12 protein-coding genes are annotated in these 16635 nt (G+C 66.0%); 3 read left to right on the plus strand and 9 right to left on the minus strand.

Annotation, left to right across the window (positions count from 1 at the left end):
* Positions 1–70: 70 nt before the first annotated feature.
* The 6 genes from ABIE24_RS01695 to dut form a co-directional block, all read right to left on the minus strand.
* The gene (locus tag ABIE24_RS01695) at positions 71–1240 is read right to left on the minus strand and encodes a N(5)-(carboxyethyl)ornithine synthase (protein WP_354496172.1); all 1170 of its coding nucleotides are present in this window, start codon (positions 1238–1240) and stop codon (positions 71–73) included.
* 60 nt (positions 1241–1300) lie between these two features.
* On the minus strand, positions 1301–3232 hold the full coding sequence (dxs, locus tag ABIE24_RS01700) for a 1-deoxy-D-xylulose-5-phosphate synthase (RefSeq protein WP_354496174.1): 1932 nt from the start codon (positions 3230–3232) through the stop codon (positions 1301–1303).
* A gap of 119 nt (positions 3233–3351) precedes the next feature.
* Positions 3352–6162, minus strand: a complete 2811-nt coding sequence (acnA, locus tag ABIE24_RS01705) for an aconitate hydratase AcnA (protein WP_354496176.1) — start codon at positions 6160–6162, stop codon at positions 3352–3354.
* Between the two features lie 156 nt (positions 6163–6318).
* Positions 6319–7044: a DUF3159 domain-containing protein gene (locus ABIE24_RS01710; protein WP_354496178.1), complete on the minus strand. Its 726-nt coding sequence runs from the start codon at positions 7042–7044 to the stop codon at positions 6319–6321.
* Between the two features lie 8 nt (positions 7045–7052).
* Positions 7053–7760, minus strand: coding sequence for a DUF3710 domain-containing protein (locus ABIE24_RS01715; protein WP_354496180.1), 708 nt, complete (start codon positions 7758–7760; stop codon positions 7053–7055).
* Positions 7757–8215, minus strand: a complete 459-nt coding sequence (dut, locus tag ABIE24_RS01720) for a dUTP diphosphatase (RefSeq protein ID WP_354496181.1) — start codon at positions 8213–8215, stop codon at positions 7757–7759. The genes ABIE24_RS01715 and dut overlap by 4 nt, the downstream gene beginning before the upstream one ends.
* A gap of 39 nt (positions 8216–8254) precedes the next feature.
* On the opposite strand from dut, the gene ABIE24_RS01725 reads away from it, so the two are divergent.
* Complete coding sequence (locus tag ABIE24_RS01725) at positions 8255–8719, plus strand: DUF3093 domain-containing protein (RefSeq protein ID WP_354496183.1); 465 nt, start codon at positions 8255–8257, stop codon at positions 8717–8719.
* Here ABIE24_RS01725 and ABIE24_RS01730 read toward each other — a convergent pair.
* Complete coding sequence (locus tag ABIE24_RS01730) at positions 8716–9009, minus strand: DUF4193 domain-containing protein (RefSeq protein ID WP_354496185.1); 294 nt, start codon at positions 9007–9009, stop codon at positions 8716–8718. The genes ABIE24_RS01725 and ABIE24_RS01730 overlap by 4 nt on opposite strands.
* A gap of 200 nt (positions 9010–9209) precedes the next feature.
* Between ABIE24_RS01730 and sepH the strand changes: the two genes are divergently transcribed.
* Complete coding sequence (gene sepH / locus ABIE24_RS01735; protein WP_354496187.1) at positions 9210–10256, plus strand: septation protein SepH; 1047 nt, start codon at positions 9210–9212, stop codon at positions 10254–10256.
* Positions 10257–10399: 143 nt separating this feature from the next.
* Here the strand turns inward: sepH and ABIE24_RS01740 are convergent, their stop codons facing one another.
* Positions 10400–11539 carry an alkaline phosphatase family protein gene (locus ABIE24_RS01740; protein WP_354496189.1) on the minus strand — a complete coding sequence of 380 codons (1140 nt, stop codon included), beginning with the start codon at positions 11537–11539 and terminating at the stop codon, positions 10400–10402.
* Between the two features lie 75 nt (positions 11540–11614).
* On the opposite strand from ABIE24_RS01740, the gene ABIE24_RS01745 reads away from it, so the two are divergent.
* Positions 11615–14095 (plus strand): DNA gyrase/topoisomerase IV subunit A, encoded by a 2481-nt coding sequence (locus tag ABIE24_RS01745; protein WP_354496191.1) that lies wholly within the window; start codon positions 11615–11617, stop codon positions 14093–14095.
* A 292-nt stretch (positions 14096–14387) separates the two neighbouring features.
* On the opposite strand, the gene ABIE24_RS01750 is transcribed toward ABIE24_RS01745, so the two are convergent.
* Positions 14388–16478: a DNA gyrase/topoisomerase IV subunit B gene (locus ABIE24_RS01750; protein WP_354496432.1), complete on the minus strand. Its 2091-nt coding sequence runs from the start codon at positions 16476–16478 to the stop codon at positions 14388–14390.
* Positions 16479–16635: the final 157 nt, after the last annotated feature.

Raw genomic sequence — 16635 nt, forward strand, 5'->3', positions numbered from 1 at the left:
GCAAGAACCCTGAATACCGACGTATTCGGGGTTTTTGCGTCACCGGAACAGCGGAATCCCGCCGTCGTCTCTAGAGAACGGCGTGCGGGTACTCGGAGGAGCGATTCTGGAAGGTCAGGATGGCCGGATTCTGAATGACCCCGTCGCGGATCTCAACGGCACGGCGGATCGTCTCGTTGCGCTCTTCGTCTGTCGGGCCGTCCATCACCGTGCGGAGGAACGGGAGCAGGGCTTCGCTGATCTCCCACGTGGCGGAGTTCCAGAGGTGCGAGGGAGTGTGGTCGACGGCGTAGTAGCGGATGTGGTCGCCCACCTCGATTATCGGGTCGTCGAATGATGTCATCGTCGCCCATTCGAAGCCCATACCCTCGTCACAGGACACATCGATGATGAGGCTTCCCGGCCTGAACAGGGACAGGTCAGACGTGGACAGGTAGACGATCGGGTTGTTTGGGTCCTGCAGGGTGCAGTTGACCACGATGTCATGCCCGGCCAGGAACGGCGCAAGCGGTTTGCGTTTGTCACCGTCGAGAACCGCTGACAGGAAAGACCCGTCCTCGTCCTGGTCGAACTGGACGATCGTGGCGGAGTGGATGGGTGAGCCAACAGCGGCGATGCCACGGCTGGTAAGCACCTGGACGTCGTGGATCCCGAGCGCGTTCAGCGCCGTGACCGCGCCGCGTGCGGTCGCGCCGAACCCGATGACAACCGCGCTCATCCGCCGACCGTAGTGCCCGGTGGAGCCGGTCAGCTCGAGGGCGTGCAGCACGGATGCGTATCCGGCCAGCTCGTTGTTCTTGTGGAAGACGTGGAGTGCGAACCCGCCTTCGGGCGTCCAGTGGTTCATGGCTTCGAAGGCGATGAGGGTCAGTCGCTTGTCGATGGCGGTCTGGGTGAGTTCGCGGTCCTGGACGCAATGCGGCCAGCCCCAGAGGACCTGTCCTTCATGAAGGTCGGCGAGGTCGGCTGCCTGAGGTTTGGGCAGAAGCACGATGTCGGAGTCGGCGATGAGCTCCTCCCTCGACGCGATCCGATGCACGAGGGGGGCGAGCTGCGCGTCGGACTGGCCGAATCGCTCGCCGTACCCCGTTTCCAGGATGATGCGATTCCGGAGGTCCGCGTCGATCCGTTCCAGATGCAGAGGGTGGATCGGCAGTCGGCGTTCGTTCTTCTTGCGCGACGTCGCCAGCACGCCCATCAGAAGGCTGCGGTCGGATGCGGTGGGCGGGCTGTCATTCATCGGAACTCCTTGCGCGGGGGAAGAACGGCGACGGTGCGCTGCCGGGTGTGAGGGCGCCGCTCAACCTCGCTGGGCGCGTTCGACGGTGGACTCCGCCGGTCGGGCGACCGGGATGCGGTGCCCGGAGACCTGCGCGAGGATATCGGCGGTGATTCGCTCGACGGTGAGACCGGCATCCTCGAGGATCTGCTCGCGTGTCGCGTGCTGCAGAAACTCGTCGGGCAGGCCGAGTTCGTCGACACCGGTGTCTACGCCGGCTTTGCGCAACTCCTGGCGGATGCGTGTGCCGATCCCACCAACTCGGAGCCCGTCTTCGATGGTGATGACGAGGCGGTGACTGCCGGCGAGTTCGACGATGCTGGGGGCGACGGGCACCACCCAGCGGGGATCGAGCACGGTGACGCCGACGCCGGCGGTGGCGAGGCGGTCGGCGACGTCGAGACCGAGTCGTGCCATCGGGCCGACGGCGACGATCAGCACGTCGCGGCTGCCCTCTTCGCGGAGAACGTCGACGCCATCCGCGGTGCGCCGCACGGCGGGGATGTCCACGCTCACGTTGCCTTTCGGGAACCGGATCACGGACGGTGCGTCGTCGATGGCGACCGCTTCGGCGAGCTCCTCTTCGAGCCGCGCGCCGTCGCGTGGGGCGGCGAGGTGGATGCCGGGAACGACCTGGAGGATGGAGAGGTCCCAGATCCCGTGGTGAGACGGGCCGTCGGGGCCGGTGACGCCGGCGCGGTCGAGCACGAACGTCACTCCGGCCTTGTGCAGGGCGATGTCCATGAGAATCTGGTCGAAGGCCCGATTGATGAACGTCGCGTAGATGGCGACCACCGGGTGCAGCCCGCCGAAGGCGAGGCCGGCGGCGGAGGTCGCGGCGTGCTGCTCGGCGATGCCGACGTCATGGACACGATCGGGGAATCGTTCGGCCAGCTTATGCAGGCCTGTCGGCCGGAGCATGGCGGCGGTGATACCGACGATGCGCGGATTCTCTTCGGCGAGCCGGACCAGCTTGTCGCTGAACACGCCGGTCCAGGACGGCGTTGTGCTCGTCGAGATCGGCTCCCCCGTTGCCGGGTCGATCTTGCCGACAGCATGGAACTGGTCGGCTTCGTCGTCGACGGCGGGAGCGTATCCCTTGCCCTTCTGGGTGATCGCATGCACGATGACCGGAGCCCCGTAGTTCTTCGCCTGGCTGAGCGCTTCTTCCATCGCCTGTTCGTCGTGACCGTCGACGGGCCCGAGGTATTTGATGTCGAGGTTGGAGTAGAGCGCCTCGTTGTTGCTGAACCTGGCGAGGAACCCGTGCATGCCGCCACGGACGCCGCGGTAGACGGCGCGACCAGGAGACCCGAGCTTGTCGAACGCCTTCTGGCTCGTCAGGTAGAGATCGCGGTAGGTGCGCCTCGTCCGTACCGTGTTGAGGAACCGGGCCATGCCGCCGATTGTCGGCGCATACGAGCGGCCGTTGTCGTTGACGACGATGATGAGTTTGCGGGTGTTGTCGTCACTGATGTTGTTGAGGGCTTCCCAGGTCATGCCTCCGGTCAGCGCGCCGTCGCCGACCACGGCGACGACGTGCCGGTCGTCCTGGCCGGTCATCTCGAATGCGCGGGAGATGCCGTCGGCCCAGCTCAGCGAGCTGGACGCGTGGGAGCTTTCGACGATGTCATGGGGTGATTCGCTGCGCTGGGGGTACCCGGCGAGTCCGCCGCGTTCGCGCAGCCGGGCGAAGTCCTGGCGGCCGGTGAGCATCTTGTGCACGTAGGACTGGTGTCCGGTGTCGAAGACGATGGCGTCCTTCGGTGAATCGAACACCCGGTGGATGGCAAGGGTGAGTTCGATCACGCCGAGGTTCGGCCCCAGGTGCCCTCCGGTCCGGGACACCTCGCTGACCAGGAACGTGCGGATCTCAGCGGCTAGCTGGGTCAGCTGTTCTCTTGAGAGGGCGTCGAGGTCACGGGGACCCCTGATCGTCTCAAGAAGACCCATCGCTTTCAACTCCCTTGGTTCTGTGGTGCTGCCGGTCGACACCGACTCCCCTACTCTACGCGGCACCCCTCCGCGATTCCTGGTGGAATCGCGGAGGGGTGCGTTCGTGCTAGGCGTGCTTAGACGAGGCTGCGCAGGACGTACTGCAGGATGCCGCCGTTGCGGTAGTAGTCGGCCTCACCCGGGGTGTCGATCCGGACGACCGCGTCGAACTCGACGGTCTGCTTGCCGGCCGGCGAGTGCTCGGTCGGTTCGGCCACGACGTGCACCGTCTTCGGTGTGGTGCCGGTGTTGAGCTCGTCCAGCCCGGTGATGCTGACCGACTCGGTACCGTCAAGGCCGAGGGACTCCCAGCTCTGCCCAGCAGGGAACTGCAGCGGAACGACGCCCATGCCGATGAGGTTGGAGCGGTGGATCCGCTCGAAGCTCTCGGTGATGACCGCTTTGACCCCGAGCAGGCTTGTTCCCTTGGCAGCCCAGTCACGGGATGACCCCGAGCCGTACTCCTTGCCGCCGAGGATGACGAGTGGCGTGCCCGCTGCCTGGTAGTTCTGCGAGGCGTCGTAGATGAACGACTGCGGAGCATCCGGCTGGGTGAAGTCACGGGTGTAACCACCCTCGACTCCGTCGAGCAGCTGGTTCTTCAGGCGGATGTTCGCGAAGGTTCCGCGGATCATCACTTCGTGGTTTCCACGGCGCGAGCCGTAGGAGTTGAAGTCCTTGCGGTCGATGCCGTGGTCGGTCAGGTAGTGACCGGCCGGGCTGTCAGCCTTGATCGAACCGGCGGGGCTGATGTGGTCGGTGGTGACCGAGTCGCCGAGCTTCGCGAGGACCCGGGCCCCGGTGATGTTGGCCACCGGGGTGGTCTCCATGGTCATACCTTCGAAGTACGGGGGCTTCCGCACGTAGGTCGACTCGGGATCCCACTCGAAGGTGTTGCCGGCCGGGGTGGGCAGCGAACGCCAGCGCTCGTCACCCTCGAAGACCGAGGCATACTCGTGCGAGAACATCTCGGTGTCGATCGAGGTGTCGATGGTGTGCTGCACTTCGGCGGCGTCGGGCCAGATGTCCTTGAGGAAGACGTCGTTGCCGTCGTGGTCCTTGCCGAGGGCATCCGTCTCGAAGTCGAAGTTCATCGACCCGGCGAGTGCGTAGGCGATGACGAGAGGCGGGCTCGCCAGGTAGTTCATCTTCACGTCCGGGTTGATCCGGCCTTCGAAGTTGCGGTTACCCGACAGAACGGCGGTGACGGCCAGGTCGTTCTCGTTGATGGCCGCGGAGACCTCTTCGAGGAGGGGGCCCGAGTTGCCGATACAGGTCGTGCAGCCGTAGCCGACCGTGTAGAAGCCGAGCTTCTCGAGGTCGTCGGTGAGCCCTGCCTTGGCGTAGTAGTCGGTGACGACCTTCGACCCGGGAGCGAGCGTGGTCTTGACCCACGGCTTCGACGTGAGGCCCTTCTTCGCGGCGTTGCGGGCGAGAAGGCCTGCGGCGAGCATGACCGACGGGTTCGAGGTGTTCGTGCACGAGGTGATCGCGGCGATGGTGACGGCGCCGTGGTCGAGCGTGAACGACGAGCCGTCTTCCAGCGTCACCGGGCTGGGCTTCGACGCCGTGGATGGCGCGTGGCTGCGGTGGTGATGGGCGTGCGTGCTCTTCTCGTTCTCGGGCGTGTTTCCGGGAGGGTCGGATGCCGGGAAGGACTCCGCGATCTCGAGGTCGACGAGATCGTGATCGATGTCGGCGTAGTTGTTGAGGTCGATCTCGAACTGGTCCTTCGAGCGGCTGAGCTCGATGCGGTCCTGCGGGCGCTTCGGGCCGGCGATCGACGGGACAACGGTCGACAGGTCGAGTTCGAGGTACTCGCTGAAGACAGGCTCGACGGCGGGGTCGTGCCAGAGGCCCTGGATCTTCGAGTATTCCTCGACGAGGGTGACCTGCTCCTCGCTGCGGCCGGTGAGACGCAGGTAGCCGAGGGTGACGTCATCGATGGGGAACATGGCGGCGGTCGAGCCGAACTCCGGGCTCATGTTGCCGATGGTCGCGCGGTTGGCGAGGGGAACCTCGGCGACGCCTTCACCGTAGAACTCGACGAACTTGCCGACGACGCCGTGCTGGCGCAGCTTCTGTGTGATGGTGAGGACGACGTCGGTCGCGGTGACGCCGGTCGGGATTGAACCGCTGAGCTTGAAGCCGACGACCTTGGGGATGAGCATGGAGACGGGCTGGCCGAGCATGGCCGCCTCGGCTTCGATGCCACCGACGCCCCAGCCCAGCACGCCGAGTCCATTGACCATCGTGGTGTGGGAGTCGGTGCCCACGAGGGTGTCCGGGTACGCCTGGAGAGCGCCGCCCACTGTGCGGGTGTAGGTGACCCGGGCCAGGTACTCGATGTTGACCTGGTGCACGATACCGGTGCCCGGCGGGACGACCTTGAAATCTTCGAATGCGGTCTGGCCCCAGCGGAGGAACTGGTACCGCTCGCCGTTGCGCTCGTACTCGATCTCGACGTTGCGCTCGAGGGCGTCCTCCGTGCCGAACAGGTCAGCGATGACCGAGTGGTCGATGACGAGTTCAGCAGGCGCGAGAGGGTTGATCTTCGTCGGGTCTCCCCCGAGCTCGGCGACCGCTTCTCGCATCGTGGCGAGGTCGACGATGCAGGGGACTCCGGTGAAGTCCTGCATCACGACGCGGGCCGGGGTGAACTGGATCTCGGTGTCGGGCTCCGCGGTGGGGACCCATCCGCCGAGGCTCGTGATCTGCTCAGCGGTGACGTTCTTGCCGTCCTCGGTGCGCAGGAGATTCTCGAGGAGAACCTTGAGACTGAATGGGAGCTTCTCCGATCCCTCGACGGCGTCAAGCCGGAAGATCTCGTAGTCGGTGCCCCCGACCGAGAGTGTGTTTTTTGCCCCAAAGCTATTTACGGTAGACACTGGCCTTCTCCTTCGTTGGCACAGGCACTGACACGCCTGCCATAGGTCAATAGTGGTTTCCCGACCCCGCGCATGGCTAGCAAGGCGAACCTAACCAGCAGCGTGGCATCCGACCCGGCCATCGACCAGATTTATCTTGATGTCGAGATAACTCTATCAGGCGGCGGCCGGATATTTGCGGTACACCGCGCGGACGACCAGCCAGGTCAGAATCAAAAGCGGCGCATAGAGAGGGATGCCCATGATCAGTTTGGTCGCGGCCAGCCATTCGACGTTGCCGGCGACGTACAGCGGGAGCTGCACGGCGAGCCGGAGAAGGAACATCCCCGCCCAGCAGAGGGTGAGTACGGCGAAGACGCGTCGTTTGACGGCGACCTGCCGCCACGCGGTCCCCTCGCCCATCAGGTAGCCGGCGACCAGTCCGATGATCGGCCAGCGAACCGCGACCGAGATCAGGAGGGCGGTGGCATACACGCCATTGGTGACGAAGCCGAGAACGAAGTTGTCTTCAGGCCGGTTGGTCATCAGCGCGAGCGCCGCGGAGGCGCCCGCAGCAATGAGTCCGCCGAGGGCCGAAGAGACCGGAGTGCCCTGGACGAGGCGCAACGCCGTGAAGATCGCTGCCACGCCGACCGAGATGCCGAGCGCCAGCGGAAGGTTCTTGCTTGCCGTGTAGACAAGGAGGAACAGGAGACCGGGGAGGATCGCCTCGACGATTCCGCGGATGCCGCCCATGGCCTCGAGCAGAACCTTGCCGTTGGGCTTGTCCGCCTCCGCGAGAGCGCCGAGGCCGGACTTGGCGGCGGCGCTTCCGAGGGCTGCAGCGATCGCCTCGGCGGTGTCCGGTTCGCCCTTGCGATCCTCTGGAGGGTTGCTGGTCATGATCGCCCTCAGGCGGTGGGCGTCGCCGACGCAGGCATCTTCAGCGGAATCAGGTCGCGCGGCGGCATCGGCGCCGAACCACGCACCACGACGATGCTGCGGAAGAGGTCTTCGATCTTCGCGGCGGCATCCGGGTCGGTTGCTCCTTCGCCGGCGATGACGCCGCGGAGGAACCACCGCGGTCCGTCAACCCCGACGAATCGGGCGATGCGCATGCCCGCAGCGCCGTTCGAGCCCTGCACGACGGGGACTTCGGCGACGAGCTCGGGTCCGAAGACGCCTTCGCGCTCGGTGGCGGTTCCGCCCTGCTTGGCGATCTGCTCCTGGATCTGGAGCCGGGTCTCGTTCCACAGCCCGGTGCTCCTCGGCGCCGCGAACGGCTGAACCTGAAGGGTCGAGCCGGCGTAGTCGAGGCCCACGGCGACGATGCGTTTGGTGCTCTCCTCCACCTCGAGGCGAAGGTTCAGGCCCTCCCTGGGAAGAATCTTCACTCCGCCGAGGTCGATGTACGGACGCACAGAGTTGGCTTCGGCCTCGTCGAGCGGTCCTTCGGTGTCGCGGTCGAGCGGCGCCGACTTCGACAGGTCGGTGCCAACATCCTCGGCATCCGCGTCGAGGGTCTCGAGTTCTGTCTCGTCGACTGTTGCGTCGTCGACGGAGGTGTCAGCATCCGTCCCGGTCGTTTCGATGTCTTTCTGCTTGTTCTTCCTGATCATTCCTGGGGTCCTGTTCCTGAAGTGTTGTACCCGGTGGAGCCGAAGCCTCCATCGCCGCGAAGGCTGCCCGGGAGGATCTCGACCGGCACGAAGCGTGCGCGCGAGACCGGCTGCACGATCATCTGCGCGATCCGGTCACCCGGGGCGATCGTGTACGGGGTCGACTGGTCGGTGTTGAGGAGGGTGACCTTGATCTCGCCGCGGTAACCGGCGTCGACCGTGCCGGGGGCGTTCACCACGGTGATGCCGTGCTTGGCCGCGAGGCCGGAACGCGGCACGACGAACGCGACGTAGCCGTCTGGCAGGGCGATCGAAACTCCCGTGCCGATGACGGCACGTTCCCCGGGCGCCAGGGTGACGGCATCCGTCGATTTCAGGTCGGCGCCGGCGTCGCCGGGGTGCGAGTACACCGGAAGCTCCGGGGCGATAATGAGTACGTCAACGCTTTCGATCACGTGTCGAGGGTAGTGCAGAAGTCTGAATGAGAAGAGCCGATGACCCGATATCGCGAACGTTTGTGGCCCGCGCCCTGGCTCCTGATCGCTACAGCGCTTGTGATGCCCGCGAGCATGCTGGTGCTCGCCCCGATCTCGGTGCCCGCGGGCATCGCGACGGCGATCGTCCTCTACGGCGGTTGCGTCGTGCTGTTCGTGCTCGGCGCCCCCACCATCGAAGTGGACGAGCGGATGCTGCGGGCCGGCCGGGCGCGGGTTGCGCTCGACCTCCTCGGGGAGCCCCAGTCCTTCACCGGGCAGGACGCGTCGCTCGAACGCGGGCAGCGGCTGGACGCCCGGGCCTGGCTGCTGATCCGTGGCTCGATCGACCCGGTGGTCAAGGTCCCGGTGAACGACCCCGCCGATCCGACGCCCTACTGGCTGATCTCGACGCGCCGACCACGAGAACTGGCCGCCGCGATCGAGGGATCGCGACGGCCAGCGGGTGCTGAGGAAAATCGTTAGGCTGCGCACTCCGCGCAGATCGGTCCGAGCTTTGACTCGTGGTCGATCTGTGAGCGGTGCTTCACCAGGAAGCAGCTCACACAGGTGAATTCGTCCGCCTGGGGCGGGAGCACGACGACGTCGAGGTCGAGGTCGGAGAGGTCCGCTCCAGGAAGGTCGAAACCGCCGGGATTGTCGGCGTCCTCGGCGTCGACGGATCCTGACAGTTTGTCTGGCACGCGCTCCTTGAGGGCCTCGATCGACTCAGAATCATCGTCGGTCTTGCGGGGGGCGTCGTAATCCGTTGCCATGTCCATCCACTTCTTATGTTGTCATCCGATCGCTGTCGGCGGCGATAGTTTGCATGATTCCCAAGTGAATAGCAAACCGACAACGGTCTCTTTACGTTTCCGGATAGCTGAACCCACGGCACGCCCACGGTATTCCCAAAGAATCGCGCAAGCCGTGGCACCATTTGAGGAACAAATCACAGCCTGAAAGGCAGTTGATCATGCACGACTTGAAAGTCATTGGCGTCGAGGACGGCGCGCTCATCGCGGCCACCGAAAGCGGGGAGCGGTTCCGTCTCCTCATCGACGACGTGCTGCAGTCGCACGTGCGCCGCAGCCGCCAGGAGCCGTCGAACGGCCCGAAGCTGAGCCCGCGGGAGGTCCAGGCGCACATCCGTGGCGGCCTGTCGGCCGAAGAAGTGGCGACGCTGACCGGCGCCGACCTGGACTACATCCAGCGGTTCGAGGGCCCGGTCCTCGCCGAACGGGAGCACATCGTCGGCGCGGCACTGAGCGTCCAGGTCCTCACGGCCATCGAGCCGGGCATGGACGAGGATGACTCCACGTTCGGATCGGCGATTCGCGCACGGCTTGAATCACTCGGTGCGAGCGATGAGCGCTGGACCAGCTGGAAGGAAGCCGGCGGCGGCTGGACGGTGAAACTGTCGTTCACGGCGTCGAACGTCGACCACGACGCACGCTGGAGCTTCGAGCCGAAGAGGCAGGGCCTCGCTCCGCTCAACAGCGAAGCGGTCACCCTCTCCAAGCAGGGCGAACTCCCGACAGCACTGATCCCCCGGCTCCGGGCGGTCGAACGTGAGGACGCCCACCCCGACGAGAGCCGTTTCGACAGCGGCGCCTTCAACTTCCGCAACGCAGACGACAGCGGAGACTTTTCGCCGCATATCGAGATCGCCCCGCGTCCGCAGTCGTCGTCGAAGGCCGCAGCGGCTGCGGCCGTCAACCGCGCCGAGGATGCCGGCGCCCAGTCGAATCAGACGGCCGACCTCCTCGAGGCGCTCAGGAAGCGTCGCGGTGAACGCGAGTCAGCCCATCGACCGTCCGACGAAAGCCCTGCGCGCCCGACGCCCCGCCTCGTCGACGTTCCGCTCGAGATCGACGGCCTGCCGTCGAACGACGTGCCGACTCCGCCGGAGCCGGCGCCGGCGCCCAGCGTGCCGAACTCATCGTCCCGTGCTAAGCGTGGCCGCGCGGCCATGCCCTCGTGGGACGAGATCGTCTTCGGCGCGAAGTCCGACGAGGACTAGCCTGCCGCTGCTGCAATCGAGACTGCAGCGGCGTCCGGCTCGAATCACCACACTGTGTCGCTCCCGAGCGACTCGGACGACAATTCGCGGTCTCTCGATTGCTCGAACAACCATTTCTGGCAACTCAACGGGCCCGGCCGCGGTCAGCGCTCGAACGCCCCCAGGCGCACGAGCGGCACGATGCGCTCCTCGGCCGTGAGCGACCCGTGCTGGCCGATCATATTCCGGGCCGACTGGTCGACGGGGCGTGAGTCGTAGTAGACGACTCGCTTGCGGGCGGCGACGAGCACATCGCCGATCCGCGGCAGAACATCCGGGTGCACGTCACCGAACAGCCCGGCTGCGACCGCCTCGGACCGCGTAGCGACCCACGCCCGCTCCCCCTCGCTCTGCTCCCAGAGCGTCCCAAGGGCGACCCGGTCGGCATCCGTCGCGCCCGGCTCCAGGTAGAGGTGAAGGCAGCGGGGTTCGCCGCCGACGTGGCGGACGCCCGCGACCAGCTCGGGTGCCTGGTCGAACAGCACGTGCGCACGATGCGGCACGTCGACGGATCCGTGGTCGGCGGTGACGAGCACACCCACCTTCGCCGGTACCGAGCGCAGGAAAGACTGCAGCTCGGCGTCGACAGCTTCGAGGACGCTGAGCCACTGCGGCGATTCCCAGCCGTACTGGTGTGACGCCTTGTCGAGCTCGGAGATGTACAGGTAGGTGAGCGTCGGCTCCCCCGTGGCCACGATGCGCCTGGCTTCGGTGAATCGCTCAGCGATCGAGTTCGCACCCCGATAGTCGGCTCCGCGCAACACGGCACGGGTGAACCCCGACGTCCGGAACTTCGACGGTCCGACCGCATAACTGCGGATGCCGCCTGCCGCGGCCTGCTCGAAGACGGTCGCCTCCCGCTGCCACTGTTCGGGAACCATCCCGTCGTCCCAGCCGGTGAGCTGGTTCACGAGGCGGTCGTTCGCGGCATCCAGGGTGCGATATCCGACGAGGCCATGCTGCCCGGGCGCAACGCCCGTGGTGAGCGTGGTGAGCGCTGCAGCGGTGGTCGTCGGGAAGACCGAGGTGATCGCCTCACGCGGGCGCGCCCCCAGGAACCGGGCGTGCCCGGCGCGGGCGGCCAGCTGGGACCGGCCGAGACCATCGACCACCACAACGACCACCGAACGCACCGGGGGCAGGTCGAGATCGTTCGATTCCCCGGCCAGGGATCGTGCCGAATTCGGCAGAACCTCGGCAAGGCTGCGGGCTCCGGGTTTTTCGGTGGGTAGCATGGTGGCCATCCGGGCAATTCTGGCATAACCGCGACGCGGCCGCCGATCGCCCGAACCTCTGCCCCTTTCCCTCAGAAATCCCGGATGTCCCGAACACACACTCCTCCGCCGGCCGACGACTTCACCGAACGCATCGAAGACGTCGATGTTTCCGTCGAGATGCAGGGGTCGTTCCTGGAGTACGCCTATTCGGTGATTTACTCCCGGGCACTCCCCGACGCCCGGGACGGACTGAAACCGGTGCAGCGTCGCATCCTCTTCATGATGAGCGAGATGGGACTCCGCCCCGAGCGTGGCCACGTGAAGTCGGCGCGCGTGGTCGGCGAGGTGATGGGAAAACTGCACCCCCACGGCGACTCCGCCATCTACGACACCCTCGTACGGCTCGCGCAGCCGTTCACTCTGCGGGTTCCGCTGATCGACGGGCACGGGAACTTCGGCTCGCTCGACGACGGCCCCGCTGCCGCCCGGTACACCGAGGCCCGCCTCGACGCCTCAGCCCTCGCCATGACCGAGGGGCTCGACGAGGACGTCGTCGACTTTGTTCCGAACTACGACAACCAGCTGATGCAGCCCGACGTGCTTCCGGCTGCGTTCCCCAACCTGCTGGTCAACGGCGCCAGCGGCATCGCCGTCGGTATGGCGACGAACATGGCACCGCACAACCTCATCGAGGTCATCGGCGCTGCCCGATACCTGCTGTCCCACCCCGACGCCACGCTCGACGAGCTGATGGAATACGTCCCGGGCCCCGACCTTCCCACCGGGGGCACGATCGTCGGGCTCGACGGCATCAAGGACGCCTACGCCACCGGTCGCGGCAGTTTCAAGACCCGCGCCAAAGTGAGCATCGAAAGCCTTTCTGCCCGCAAGAGCGGCCTGGTGGTCACCGAACTCCCCTACCTCGTCGGTCCTGAGCGCGTGATCGAAAAGATCAAGGACGGCGTCACCAGCAAGAAGCTCAGCGGCATCTCGGATGTCACGGACCTCACCGACCGCAAGCACGGGCTGCGGCTCGTGATCGGCATCAAAACGGGTTTCAGCCCGCAGGCGGTGCTCGAGCAGCTTTACCGGTTCACGCCGCTCGAAGACGGGTTCAGTATCAACAACGTCGCCCTCGTCGGCGGCGGTCCGCAGACGCTGGGACTCCGGGAACTGCTGCAGGTCTACGTCGACCACCGGATCGAGGTCGTCACCCGCCGTTCGGCGTTCCGCCTCGCCCGACGCAAGGAACGCCTGCACCTCGTGGAGGGCATGCTCATCGCCATCCTCGACATCGACGAGGTGATCCAGGTCATCCGGGCCAGCGACGACACCGACCAGGCCCGGCTCCGGCTCATCGATGTCTTCGACCTGTCGGTGCTCCAGGCCGAGTACATTCTGGAACTGCGGCTGCGCCGGCTCACCCGGTTCTCGCGGATCGAGCTCGAGGCCGAGCGCGACAAACTCCTCGCCGAGATCGCGGAGCTCGAACGTCTCCTCGCCAGTCCGGCGCTCATCCGCAAGCAGGTCGGCGACGAACTGGCGGATGTCGCCGAGCGTTTCGGCACGCCACGCCGGACCCTCCTCACCGAGGCGCGCCCGAGCATCGCCACGGCAGCGTCCAAGCGACAGGCCGCCCAACTCGAGGTCGCCGACACCCCCTGCCGGGTGTTCCTCAGCACCACCGGTCGGGCTGTCCGCGTCGATCGTGCCGATCCTGTCGACCCCGAAGAGGTACAGGCACCGGCGCGAGCTCGCCGGCGCAGCAAGCACGACGCCGTCCGGTCCTTCCTCGACACGACGTCGCGCGCCGAGATCGGCGCGGTCACGTCGCTTGGGCGCCTCATCAGGTTCACGGCCGTCGACCTGCCGGTGGTTCCCGCGAACTCCCTGCAGCTGGCCGCCGGCGCGCGGATCGCCGACTACCTCGCCCTGCCGAACAAGGCCGAGAAAATCCTCGCTTTCGTCTCCCTCGAAAGCCCGGACCCGATCGCCCTGGGCACCAAGCTCGGAGTCGTGAAGCGGGTCACGCCCGGAGACTGGCCGAACAAGCCCGACTTCGAACTCGTCGGACTGAAACCGTCCGATGAAGTGATCGGAGCGGCCCAGGCACCCGACACCGCCGAACTGGTCTTCATCAGCTCGGGTGCACAGCTGCTGCACTTCCCCGCCTCCAACGTCCGGCCCCAGGGCCGGGCCGCCGGCGGTGTCGCCGGAATGAACCTGCCGTCCGATGCGCACATCATCTTCTTCGGCGCCGTCGATCCCGACGCCGAGAACGTCGTGGCGACGGTTTCAGTGTCGTCCGCGACGATCCCGGGCACAGACCCCGGCCGGGTCAAGGTGTCTTTCTTCTCCGAGTTCCCGGCGAAGGGGCGCGCCACAGCCGGTGTGCGGTCGCACGCGTTCCTGAAAGGCGAAGACGGTCTCTCGCTGGCCTGGGCTGGTCCCGCGCCCGCGCACGCGGTCGGGGCAGACGGTTCCGCGCGGACACTCCCGGATGCCGGCGCGAGGCGCGACGGGTCGGGAACCGCCATCGACTCCGTGATCGGCTCGATCGGCAGCGAGATCACCACGGACTGATCCGGGTTCGGGTGCGATCGGCGGCCATGCCCTTCCCGCGAAGGTGGGTGAGCTCGTCGGTCCCGAATGCAAGGTTCTTGCCGCGGCACCGGGCATATGGGACGGATGAACACTGCGCGCGGAGAGCTGACCGTTCAGTTGACGCAAACGCCGGTTTTCGGGCGCCGAAACCCGCATAACCGTCAAATGAACCGCGGATGCCGCGAACCGCGTCCGTTCAGTTGGCGCGAATTCCGGTCATCGGGCATCAAAACCAGCAGTAGTGACAACTGAACCCGTCCGGCGACAACCGTCAGGCGTCGATGCGGTCCCGGTTCAGCCGGTCGGAGCTTTCGACGATGAACTCCTTGCGCGGCGCAACGTCGTTGCCCATGAGCAGCTCGAAGACGTGCGCGGCCTGCTCGGCGTCGTGCATCTGCACCCGCCGGAGCGTGCGGTGCCTGCGGTCCATCGTCGTGGTCGCGAGCTGGTCGGCATCCATCTCTCCGAGTCCCTTGTACCGCTGAATCGGCTCCTTGTAACGCTTATTCGTCTTCTTGAGCTTCGCGAGCAGCGCGTGCAGTTCCTGTTCGGAGTACGTGTAGATCGTCTCGTTGGCTTTCGACCCGTTGTTCATCACGACGACCCGGTGCAGCGGCGGCACGGCGGCGAACACGCGCCCCTCGGTGATCATCGGACGCATGTAGCGGAAGAACAGGGTGAGCAGCAGGGTGCGGATGTGGGCGCCGTCGACGTCGGCGTCGCTCATGATGATGACTTTGCCGTAACGCGCCGTCGAGATGTCGAAGCTGCGGCCGGAGCCCGCGCCGATCACCTGGATGATCGCGGCGCACTCGGCGTTGGAGAGCATGTCGGAGACGGATGCCTTCTGCACGTTGAGAATCTTGCCGCGGATCGGGAGCAGCGCCTGGAATTCACTGTCGCGGGCGTTCTTCGCCGTTCCGAGAGCCGAGTCACCCTCGACGATCATCAGTTCACTGTTGGCGACGTCGTTGCTGCGGCAGTCGACGAGCTTCGCCGGCAGCGACGAACTCTCGAGCGCGTTCTTGCGGCGCTGGGTCTCCTTGTGGGCGCGCGCGGAAATCCGGGACTTCATCTCGGACACGACCTTGTCGAGCACGAGCGCTGTCTGCGACTTGTCGTCGCGTTTCGCCGATGCGAACCGATCCTTCAACGCGGATGCCACGACGCTCGCGACGATGCTGCGCGCCGCGGGTGTGCCGAGGATTTCTTTCGTCTGCCCTTCGAACTGCGGCTCGGGGAGGCGCACGGTGAGAACCGCGGTGAGGCCGGCGAGCACGTCGTCCTTCTCGAGCTTGTCCGACCCGACTTTCAGCCGGCGCGCGTTCTGCTCCACCTGCTGCCGGAGGAACTTGAGCAGCGCCTGCTCGAAGCCGACCTGGTGCGTTCCGCCCTTCGGCGTGGCAATGATGTTGACGAAGCTCTTCGCCACGGTGTCGTAGCCGGTCCCCCAGCGCAGGGCGATGTCGACCTCGCAGGTCCGCTCGAGTTCGGTGGCGAGCATGGCTCCGCTGTCGCTGAGCACAGGCACGGTTTCCTTGAACGTGCCCGTACCGGTGAGCCGCCAGATGTCGGTGACCGGCGTGTCGGTGGCGAGGTGCTCGACGAATTCGGAAATGCCGCCCTCGTACTGGAAGAGGTGGGTGTCGGCATCCGTTGTCTCGCCGGCGCGTTTGTCTTCGATGGTGAGACCGAGGCCGGGGATGAGGAACGCGGTCTGCCTGGCGCGCGTGACGAGGTCGTCCATCTGGAAGGCGGCGCCCTTGGTGAAGATCTGCCGGTCGGCCCAGTATCGGACGCGCGACCCGGTGACCCCCTTCTTGACCTTGCCGACGACCCGGAGTTCACTGCCGAACTCGAACGGAGTGAACGGGGCGTCGGGGCTCGGTTCGCCTGAGTCGGTGAAGATGCCGGGTTCTCCGCGGTGGAACGACATGGCCCAGGTCTTGCCGTCGCGGTCGACTTCGACGTCGAGCCGCTCGCTCAGAGCGTTGACGACGGATGCCCCGACGCCGTGGAGGCCACCGGATGCCGCATACGATCCGGACCCGAATTTTCCGCCCGCGTGGAGTTTGGTGAAGACGACCTCGACACCGCTGAGCCCGGTCTTCGGCTCGATGTCGACAGGGATGCCACGGGCACGGTCGCGTACTTCGACGCTGCCGTCCTCGTGGAGAACGACGTTGATGTGGTCGCCGTGCCCACCGAGGGCCTCATCGACCGAGTTGTCGATGATCTCCCACAGGCAGTGCATCAGACCACGGGAGTCTGTCGAGCCGATGTACATGCCCGGGCGTTTGCGGACCGCCTCCAGACCTTCGAGAACGGAGAGATGGCGGGCAGAATAGTCGGAACTCACAATGTTCAAGCCTACCGACCCCCTCCTGAGACCTCGGAAGTGACACGATTTCCAGCCTGTGGGGTACGCGCACAGCGAAATAGGGAGGACGATGGGTAGATATGCAGCCGCTCGTGGTTTCATTGGGTGACAGCACATGCTCGAACACCAAGGTCAGGAG

The organism is Mycetocola sp. 2940, assembly GCF_040548835.1.
In the GTDB taxonomy this organism is placed as follows: Bacteria; Actinomycetota; Actinomycetes; order Actinomycetales; family Microbacteriaceae; genus Mycetocola_A.